The 8954-nt window shown below is 58.8% G+C and carries 10 protein-coding genes and 1 pseudogene; 1 reads left to right on the top strand and 10 read right to left on the bottom strand.

Annotated features, from left to right (window positions below):
- The 10 genes and pseudogenes from AXW67_RS26470 to AXW67_RS26430 all read right to left on the bottom strand — a co-directional run.
- Window positions 1–657 (bottom strand): FAD-dependent oxidoreductase (locus tag AXW67_RS26470; protein ID WP_145927882.1); only part of this gene is annotated, 657 nt, incomplete at its 3' end.
- Between the two features lie 90 nt (window positions 658–747).
- Window positions 748–987: a cupin domain-containing protein gene (locus AXW67_RS45075; RefSeq protein ID WP_161491293.1), complete on the bottom strand. Its 240-nt coding sequence runs from the start codon at window positions 985–987 to the stop codon at window positions 748–750.
- Window positions 953–1384 (bottom strand): helix-turn-helix domain-containing protein, encoded by a 432-nt coding sequence (locus AXW67_RS26465; protein ID WP_063680279.1) that lies wholly within the window; start codon window positions 1382–1384, stop codon window positions 953–955. The genes AXW67_RS45075 and AXW67_RS26465 overlap by 35 nt, the downstream gene beginning before the upstream one ends.
- A gap of 21 nt (window positions 1385–1405) precedes the next feature.
- A complete protein-coding gene (locus tag AXW67_RS26460) occupies window positions 1406–2428 on the bottom strand; it encodes an Ldh family oxidoreductase (protein WP_063680278.1) in 1023 nt (340 codons plus the stop codon).
- Between the two features lie 30 nt (window positions 2429–2458).
- Window positions 2459–3259, bottom strand: a complete 801-nt coding sequence (locus tag AXW67_RS26455; RefSeq protein WP_063680277.1) for an ATP-binding cassette domain-containing protein — start codon at window positions 3257–3259, stop codon at window positions 2459–2461.
- A gap of 120 nt (window positions 3260–3379) precedes the next feature.
- Window positions 3380–3616, bottom strand: a complete 237-nt coding sequence (locus AXW67_RS26450; protein ID WP_145927881.1) for an ABC transporter substrate-binding protein — start codon at window positions 3614–3616, stop codon at window positions 3380–3382.
- Between the two features lie 225 nt (window positions 3617–3841).
- A complete protein-coding gene (locus AXW67_RS26445; protein ID WP_063680275.1) occupies window positions 3842–4870 on the bottom strand; it encodes a dipeptidase in 1029 nt (342 codons plus the stop codon).
- Window positions 4871–5020: 150 nt separating this feature from the next.
- Window positions 5021–5560: an ATP-binding protein gene (locus AXW67_RS26440; RefSeq protein ID WP_283806469.1), complete on the bottom strand. Its 540-nt coding sequence runs from the start codon at window positions 5558–5560 to the stop codon at window positions 5021–5023.
- Between the two features lie 186 nt (window positions 5561–5746).
- Window positions 5747–7314, bottom strand: a pseudogene (istA, locus tag AXW67_RS26435) (IS21 family transposase); the annotation flags it as partial.
- Window positions 7315–7492: 178 nt separating this feature from the next.
- Window positions 7493–7774, bottom strand: coding sequence for a LexA family protein (locus AXW67_RS26430; RefSeq protein WP_063675745.1), 282 nt, complete (start codon window positions 7772–7774; stop codon window positions 7493–7495).
- Window positions 7775–7812: 38 nt separating this feature from the next.
- Between AXW67_RS26430 and AXW67_RS26425 the strand changes: the two genes are divergently transcribed.
- Window positions 7813–8943, top strand: coding sequence for an IS630 family transposase (locus AXW67_RS26425; RefSeq protein ID WP_063675747.1), 1131 nt, complete (start codon window positions 7813–7815; stop codon window positions 8941–8943).
- Window positions 8944–8954 lie beyond the last annotated feature (11 nt).

Here is an 8954-nt window from a genome sequence, read left to right as displayed (position 1 = left end):
GTTCAAATAGGCAGTCGTGCGCTGGGTAAACAGCCGGCAATCACCCACGGAGTCTGTTGCACTGAACAGCCCGCCAACTAACCGGCCAGACATACCGGACAAACCGGGTTCGCGCGCGATCAATGCGTCACGGCCCAATACCTCGACGGAGCCGTCGCCATGATCCTCGATCGAGGCCACATAGGTGCTGAACTGCGCCTTATCCTGAAACAAATAGAGCCCTCCCTGATGCCGGATCTCCGCCGGCAGGTTCATCTCGACTTCGGCGGCGGCAGCGAGATCACGGCTGTAACGGCTCAAACGTTGCAGCTTGTCGGTATTCCTGCGATGAGCCGACGGGGAACAGTTGAGCAGGAACTCAACTCCCCAGCGCCAGAGCGTTGGATCCGTCAGGCGGGTTACTTTCACCGATGGGTCACGCCCGGCGAAAGCGTTGATCATGGCAGCAGGCGCTCCCGGTCCCGCCCAGGCCTTTGCATGCCCGACAGCGATGATACCTGCATTTGCGCGGCTGCACATTTCGGCCGGACCGGATAACGCGTCGATGACAGCCACATTTAGGCCGCGCTTCGCCAAGGCATATGCGGTCATAATCCCGGCTACGCCCGCGCCGATCACGATGATGAGATCGCTACCAGTTCGAGTTGCGTCACTCATACAACAACCTTTCAAGAGATCAACGCCACACTCACTCGCGCTTGCCCGGTCTGGACACGCTATGGCACGTTCTTTAGAATAAAGGCTGGGTCACTTGCGGCCCCTGAAGTCCGCTTTCAACGGTTGGAGGAATTGTCCTGAGCTAGGACCCCCATGAACGCGGGTGGCTATCCACAAAATCAATGCATCTTCCTCGCCCGCCGAGACCAGCGCGTGCCCCATGGTCGAATCGAAGTAACTGCAATCGCCCGGCGAAAGACGAATGGGTGCATAGTGTTCGGTATACAACAGCACTTCACCCGACAAGACATAGAAGAATTCTTCCCACATATGCCCCCTCAATTTTGGAGAACTCCTTGATTGAGTGCGCATGCACACGCGTCAGAAGGGGCGTGAACTGTTTGGCTGAAAGCTCCCCGGCGAGCATTTCATATTCGTAATGGGGCGTCTTCTGCAGAATTCCTTTGGCCTCCCTGGTCACGACCAAGCGTCCCGCCGCGTCGACCTTGTTGGGGGTGTTGCCAAAGAGCTCCGTCACGTCGACATCAAGTCCCGTGGCAAGACCTAGGATTGTGTCGTAGGTCGGCGAAACCTGACTGTTTTCTATTTTCGATAGGGCGGAAACGGAGAGTCCTGATTGCTGCGCCAGATCATTCAGAGTGAGGCCGAACTGCTTTCGTAGGTTTTGGACAGTAATGCCGATCGGCGGGTACTTATTCCGGTTCACGTATCCATCCCAGCTGTGCCATCAACATTTCACTTCCGCCGCATATTCGGTCAGCCTGTTGAACATGGCTGAGGATATCGTTACAGATCCTTTGTCTTGGATGCGCCACCGACGCAATCCTGGGTAGCTTTCCATTCCCGCATCTCGGAGCATGGCGATAAATTGACTGCTGCGATCGGAGAACCCGCCTGGCTCGGAAAAGGAAGGATCGATTCCGATGATGATCTGTCCTGTATGCGGCGTCTGAGCGCCGGGATGAGCGGACCAATCTACTTCTGAGGAGAACTTGCCCCCCGTCAACCCGGCAACCATTAGTTCGACCATCAGAGAAATCGCCGACCCCTTGTGCCCGCCGAAAGGCACGAGCGCTCCACCATTAAGGATCTTGTTCGGATCCGTCGTCGGCTCGCCACTGCTGTCCACTCCAATACCTGGCGGCAACGTACGGCCTTCACGAGCCGCAAGCTGCACGTCACCATTGGCCATTGAGGTTGTTGCGAAGTCAAAAACTAGCGGAGCCTCTCCCCTGATCGGCGCGGCGAAAGCAAAAGGGTTGGTCCCGAGAAGTGGCTTCTTTGCGCCTACCGGAATTGAACAACCAAAGCTATTGACCATAGAGATCGCAATCAGCCCTTCCTGTGCGAAGGGCGTTACATCCGGCCAGAGTGCGGCGAGATGATGCGATCCACGTATCGATAGCAGTGCGACGCCGTTTTCGCGAATCCGCTGAACGAAAATGTCGCGTGCCGCATGCAGAGCGACCTGCGCGAAGCCGTTCTTTGCATCGACGAAAACATAGGCAGGTGATTTCGAATATATCTCAGGCCCTGCCGCGCCATCAATCCAGCCCGAACGCAGAGAGGAGACATAACCGTCTACCCGGAATACGCCATGGCTGAACGAGCCAGCCGCTTCGGCGCCAGCACAGTTGGCGGCGAGAATGCTGGCGGTCGCGGAGGAGCAGCCGTTTCTCTCAAAGATACGCGCTAGAAGACCCTTTAACGCCTCTAGGGAAACGTCCACAGTACCAGACCGAACGCTCAATGGGTCGTTCCTTGTTTTATACTATCGGGATCACTGAGCGATATAGGACGGATGCTCATGCATTGCCTCCCGAGCGGCAGTGTCGACTCTCAGAACAGGGACGCCGGCACCTGGTGCAACCGTCAGTGTAGAGTTGAGTAGAAGCTGCGTATAAGGATGGCGAGGATCTTCAAAGACACGTTCGGAAGCATTCATTTCGACGATCCGGCCAAGATACATAACCGCCACGCGCGTTGTCATATGCTGGATCACGCTGTGGCTGATCATGACGTAGGTCAGATTGAATTCCTCGCGCAGCTCCAAGAGCAGGTTGAGCACCTGGGGTTGAACCGACACATCAAGCGCCGAGGTCGGCTCGTCGCATATCAGCAGCTTGGGGCGTGAGATCAGAGCTCTGGCGATGGCAACGCGCTGCCGTTGGCCGCCCGACATTTGGCTGGGATAGGCTTCGAGGAAGCGTAACGGCAATCCTACAATGTCGGGGATCTTTCGCGCGCGTTCTTGCCGCTTCACCGACGCGCCCTCGCCCCGCAAATAGAGCGGACAGGCCACGAACTTGCCCACAGTCTGGCGCGGGTTCAAGGACGAGTACGGGTCCTGGAAAATGAATCCCACCCGTTCAGCGATCTGCCGACCTGCCATATCAGAAATCGACCGACCATCCAGCAGAACCTCTCCTTGGGTCGGCAGGAGCAGTCCCAGCATGATTTTTGCGAGCGTGCTTTTTCCAGACCCGGAATCTCCGACAATGCCAAGAACGTCGCTTCTCTCGACGCGGATCGAGACTTCGTCCACAGCACGCACCGTCGCGCTTTGAACCGATTTTTTCATAATAGCCCTTGGAGTAGATCGGCACATTGTCGGAAAGCATTTCTAGTGCCAGAAGATAAGGCGCATTCATGGTCAGCCGGACCGTGTCTTGATCAAGTTTTTCGGCCTTGTCGATCCAGTTTACAGCGGCGTAGCGCGCAGGAAATCACGGCGAGAGACGAGATTTAGCGTAACGACATCGTCGGCGGTCAGAAGAGCGCCATCGTAGAATTTGACGCCCTTTCGAATCTTGAAATCAATCTGGGTGTCGGAAATGAACTTATAGGATTCGGCCAGTTCCAGAACAAATTTGTTGGATTTGAAAGTCTTTCGACACAAGACCGTCGCAAAGGATGCGGCCAATGTTGAGCGCTTCACGGCTCACTGCCTGGCAACAGTCAAGCGTTTCGATCTCATTGCCGAAACCGACATTGAGTGTATCGTCCGCCTTCCCCGCGAAAGCCGGCTGGCTGAGTGCGATAAAGGCGAGGAGCCCGAGCGCGACTTTGTATTCGTCACAGCGTCTTTCACAGCAGCTCCCCTGTTGTTGAATAGCAATGAGTGCCGGCGCACCGTTTAAGTTGGTCAGTACCAGCTCCGTCTTCATTCCCCCCAGATGGTTTCGTAGATTCGCAGCAGGTTTTCGCCGTAAAGCTTGCGAATGTCTTCGCCCGTAAAACCGCGCCGCAGCAGGGCGTCGGTCAACGCCGGCATGGTTTTAGGAGTCTCGATTCCTGCTGGATAGTAATATGGCGGCTCGGGGTAAGCCTTTGGGCTCCACTCGTTATTATCCAAAAGTTTCTTGTAGATGGTCATCGCCGTGTGATCGTCACAATACGGCGACTGAAGATTAGAATAATCTATTCCGAGCGTGATGTACTCGGTACCGACGAGATCGCTCATATATGCGATATGATCAATGAATTGATCGATCGTCGGACGCCTGTCCCCGGAAACAAAGGCTGGAAAGCCTACCACGCCGATCGTGCCACCGTTCTCAGCGATTGCCTTGATCAGTTCGTCGGAAACGTTGCGGGGCGATGGATAAACGGATTTGGCATTCGCATGCGAAATGATCACAGGCGCCGAAGAATGTTCGATCGCGTCCATCGTCGTCTGTACGCCGGTATGCGAGCAATCGACGATCATGCGAGCTTGGTTCATCCGCTCGACTACTTGCAGTCCAAAGCGGCTCAGGCCGGCATCCGTACGCTCTTCGCAGCCATCGCCGAGACGATTTTTCACGTTGTACGCCAGCTGCATGGCGCCGACACCCAGCGCTTTGAAAGCGTCAACCAGGTCAAGGCTATCCTCGATCGGCGTGGACCCCTGGATGTGCATGATAATGCCCGTCTTGCCCAACGCCTTGGCTTTCCGAATATCGGCAGCAGTACGGACCAATATCAGATCGTCGCGCTGTCGCAGTAGCTTATGCCACGCTCCGATCATCCGCAGCGTTCCCCCAGTGCCGTCCCACCCCCCGACGGTTGGAGCGATCGCGGTCAGACCGCCGGCTCGATAGTCCGCTATTCGCGCGCCGGCTCGATAGCCCGCTACATGGTCATCCACAAGTGGAGCCACTGCATCAATTATGATCGCGCTGTCATGAAGTTCTGTTGCGCTTTGGCTCATTGAATTGCTTCCCTTTCGTCTTGCTCTCGAACCTGGCTGTCAATCGAAAGCCCCAAGGAGACGCGCAGTGAGGGCGTAGTCCTCACAACGAGCGTCCATGTCTTCTTGTAAATAATTGTCCTAAAGCAAAAATATTGGCGGCTATTTCTCTCACTCGACGCAGAAATTCTGCAACGCCTGAGGGCGCCTCTCTGGAATCCGGCATTCATATGGATGATTGCGGGCTACTACTTTCAGCCGTTGATACGATCCGGATCTGGCGCCGTCCGTGGCAGCGACGATAAAACCTCGCGACTGGACCTTGTGGCCTTGGATGGCCTGGTAGGCGACGGCCTTGGCCACGTGCGACTTTCCGGTGCCGGGCTTACCAATGAGCAGTGCGTTTTCACCGACGGCGACAAACTTCAGCGTGTGCAGCTGGAAGCAGGCCTGACGCGGCAGATTGGGATTGAAGGACCAGTCGAACTCCGCGAGCGTGAGTTTCTCTTCGAGCCCGGATTGCTGGTAGCGGCGAGCGATGAGACAGGACTGACGACGATCGAGTTCGTCCTGCAGGAGCAAGCAGAACGTCTCGAGGAACGGTTGGCTGGCGCCCTGGGCCTGCAGGACACGGGTCTCGAGCGTGTCGCGTATGCCCGACAACCGAAATTGCCGTAGGCAGCGATCGATTTCGATCAAGGTCATGGTCATTCGGAAGAGCTCCTGTGGAGGTCGAAAGGCTGAGTTGATCGGCAATCAAGGTCTCGGTGAAAGCGCTCGCGTCGTCGGAGCTGGCCGGGGTTGCGGAGGCGACGCGAGCGCGGTTTGTTGCACGCTGATCATCGCCGTTGTTGATTGGCGGGCTCTCGTTGCTGGCACGGTTCTGGGCGCCGAGGCGAAAGAGTTCGCCGTATTCGTCCGCAGGACGGATCAGTGGATGATCCTGCGTCAGCGGCAGCGTGAGTTGTGGTGCTTGATCGAGGCGCTCGAGCGCCTGCTCGAACAATCGCTCGACGATGGCGCGCACCTGTTTGTAGCGATGGATGTGATGACGCACCGCGTGATCGCAGGCCTGCTCGACGAGCCGGGCGGGATACTTCTTCGCCAGTCCGACAATGCCCCACATCGCGCGTTGTCCGACGCGGCCTTCGGTGTCGAACAGGTGCTGACAGAGCGGCTACGCTTGCGGTCCGATGTCGCCGGCGCTTGCCAGCAGGAAGGCGGTCTAGCGGGATGGATTGAATGGGCGCTCGTTGTCCGGCAGTTCGAGCGAACCCGGCCGTGCGGCGCGGGCATGAACGCTGAACGCGCAGCAGCGCCTGGGTGGTGCGGTCGCGGATCTCGATCGTCGTCTCGTAGAGCCGTACCACGACCTGGCTGCCGATCGGCGCGGGGCGCGCGGCATAGTCGCTGTGGTCCACCCGCACGGTGGTGTCATCGTAGACGGTGCGCACGAGCTCGGAGAAACAACGGAAGCCGGTCGCAGGCAATGGCCGCAGATGCGGCTTCTCTTCCTGGAACATGGCCTCGACCTGACGCCTTGTGCTGCCGTGGATGCGTTTGGACGCCCAGTTCGCCCCCCAGTGCTCCAGAAACCTGTTCTGAGCTTCGAGCGACTCGAAGCGCCGCCCGGTGAGCGCGATGCCCTGGGTGTGCTGGATCGCGTTCTCCACGATCCCCTTGCCGTTCGGGTCCCGCACCCGCGCCGGATCGGCGACGACGCCGTAATGCGCGAGCACCGCGCCGTAGAGCCGGTTGAGCTCGGGCTCGTACAGGTCGGGCGTGATGACGCCTTCCTTGAGATTATCGAGCACGACATAGCCGACGGCGCCGCCGAAATACCGGAAAGCCTCTTGGTGGAGCTGTGCCCAGATCTGCTGGCTCGACTTCCAGGCCGCCCGCCGGAAGCTGCGCCGCGAGTAGCGCTGGGTCATCACGAGAGGCGCGGCCGGCGGTAACGACCGCTCTTCGGACCGCGGGTCAGCGCGCCTTCGCCATAATCGACCTAGGCTTCCTCGCCGGGGGCAAACTCAAGACGGTCAAACTGTTTGGGATCGATGTGGCGCAGGGCGCGCATGAAACGCTTGACGCTCTCGTAGCTGGCAGTGAAGCCGAACTGATCAACCAGATCCTGGTAGATCGCCTGCGCATTGCGCTTCAGACGGACCTGCCGTTTCGATCCATTCCCGATGCGGTTCACAGGCTGAGCGGGCGAAATCAAACGTCTTGACGGCCACCTTCACTCCGATAGCCGGCGGTCGCGGAGGTGGGGGAGTTTGCCCATCGGCGGCCTCGGTCACCCCGGCGGAATTTGCCTCCGCCGCTCGCCGGGATGCGAAAATCGCCTGGTAGTGCCGGATCGTCTTGCGGTCGATCCCCGTCAGCCGCTGGATCTCTCGTTGGCTCGTCTGGCGCTCAAGTAACGTAAATACAGTGCTTTGCAGACGCGGCTTCGAGACATTCAATTCCCCGTCCCCTCTTCCCTAAAAGGGGGCGAAAATAAACGTCCTGCTACGCGCTTTGCGGCCGATCAGCCGCCCAGCCAGGCGGAATCAGGTGGGGGGAGTTTGAGGTGACCTCACCCGGAGTATTTTGACCGATCGTCGGAGGGTTGCGGGTACCGCCATGCCGACTAGTGGTTCATCACAGTGATTTTGACGTTTTGATACCGAGCCATCCGAGGATAGGCAACTTTTCGGGTGGCAAGAGGATCTCGATGCTTCGAGCGACGCCGGGCTGGCGACGAATGAACCCGTTGCGTTCGAGGGTGAGGATCATCTGGTGGACTGACGGCGGGCTGACGCGGAAATGCCGCTGGATGTCGGCCTCGGCGGGCGGCTGTCCGAACATGTACGAGTAGGTATGGATGAAAGCGAGATAGTGTCCCTGCTTCTCGGTGAAGTGCGCGCCTGATTTTTGACTCATAGCTGGATTCGTCCCGGCCTCCGACAAGGAGGCGAAGCATGAATGTACGTTATCGGGTCGAATTGAGCCAAGCCGAGCGGGACGAACTGACGGCAATGCTCGGCGGCGGCACGCATTCCGCCCGCAAACTCAAACGGGCTCAGATTGTGCTGGCGGCCGATTCAGGCAGCTGCGACGCGGAGATTGCCCGAACCGTCCGGGTCAGCCTTTCCACCGTCGGCCGGACCAAACGCCGTTTCGTAGAAGGCAATCTGGAGCGGGCCTTGAGTGAGGAGCCGCGTCCGGGCGCGGAACGCAAGCTGACAGGCAAGGAAGAGGCCCTGCTGGTGGCGACGGCATGCGCCAAGCCGCCCGCCGGCCGCAAACGCTGGACGCTGACATTGCTGGCCGACGCGATGGTCAAGCTCACCGATCACGCCAGCCTGTCGGGCGAGACCGTGCGCCGCCGGCTGGCCGACAACGACCTCAAGCCGTGGCGCCGGGATATGTGGTGCATTCCTCATGTCGACGGCGAATACGTCGCCCGGATGGAGGATGTGCTCGATCTCTACGCCGAGGCGCCGGATCCCGAGCGGCCCCTGGTTTGCTTCGACGAGACCCCAGTCCAGCTGATCGGCGAGGTACGCCAGCCGATCCCTGCCCAACCGGGACAGCGCGAGCGCTACGATTACGAATATCGCCGCAACGGTACCGTCAATCTCTTCGTCACCTTCGATCCGCATCGCGGCTGGCGCAATGTCAAGGTTACAGACCACCGCGCCGCGGTCGACTACGCGCACTGCATGCGCGAACTCGTCGACGTCCACTATCCCAATGCCGCCTGCATCCGTGTGGTGCAGGACAATCTGTCGATTCATACGGCCGGCGCGCTATATCAGGCATTTGCGCCTGCCGAGGCCCGTCGCATCCTGCGCCGCCTCGAGTTCCACTACACCCCGAAACACGCCAGCTGGCTCAATATGGTCGAGTGCGAGATCAGCGTGCTGCAGCGCCAGTGTCTCGGCCGTCGCATCGACGATCCCAAAAGGCTTCGAAAAGAAATCGCAGCATGGCAACGGCAGCGAAACAAGGCGCGAGACCGCATCAAATGGATGTTCACAACCGACAAAGCCCGCGCCAAACTCGGTCGCGCCTATCCAGTTGCCGCCAAAGAGTCAAAACCACTGTGATGAACCACTAG

The organism is Bradyrhizobium neotropicale (assembly GCF_001641695.1).
Lineage (GTDB): Bacteria > Pseudomonadota > Alphaproteobacteria > Rhizobiales > Xanthobacteraceae > Bradyrhizobium > Bradyrhizobium neotropicale.
This window is presented reverse-complemented; position numbering and strand designations above follow the sequence as displayed.

What these genes read in the sequence shown, in the direction of transcription:
- AXW67_RS45075 (WP_161491293.1), bottom strand. Translation starts at nt 987, where the DNA reads ATGTGGGAAGAATTCTTCTATGTCTTGTCGGGTGAAGTGCTGTTGTAT.
- AXW67_RS26455 (WP_063680277.1), bottom strand. Translation starts at nt 3,259, where the DNA reads ATGAAAAAATCGGTTCAAAGCGCGACGGTGCGTGCTGTGGACGAAGTC.
- AXW67_RS26445 (WP_063680275.1), bottom strand. Translation starts at nt 4,870, where the DNA reads ATGAGCCAAAGCGCAACAGAACTTCATGACAGCGCGATCATAATTGAT.
- AXW67_RS26440 (WP_283806469.1), bottom strand. Translation starts at nt 5,560, where the DNA reads ATGACCATGACCTTGATCGAAATCGATCGCTGCCTACGGCAATTTCGG.
- AXW67_RS26430 (WP_063675745.1), bottom strand. Translation starts at nt 7,774, where the DNA reads ATGAGTCAAAAATCAGGCGCGCACTTCACCGAGAAGCAGGGACACTAT.
- AXW67_RS26425 (WP_063675747.1), top strand. Translation starts at nt 7,813, where the DNA reads ATGAATGTACGTTATCGGGTCGAATTGAGCCAAGCCGAGCGGGACGAA.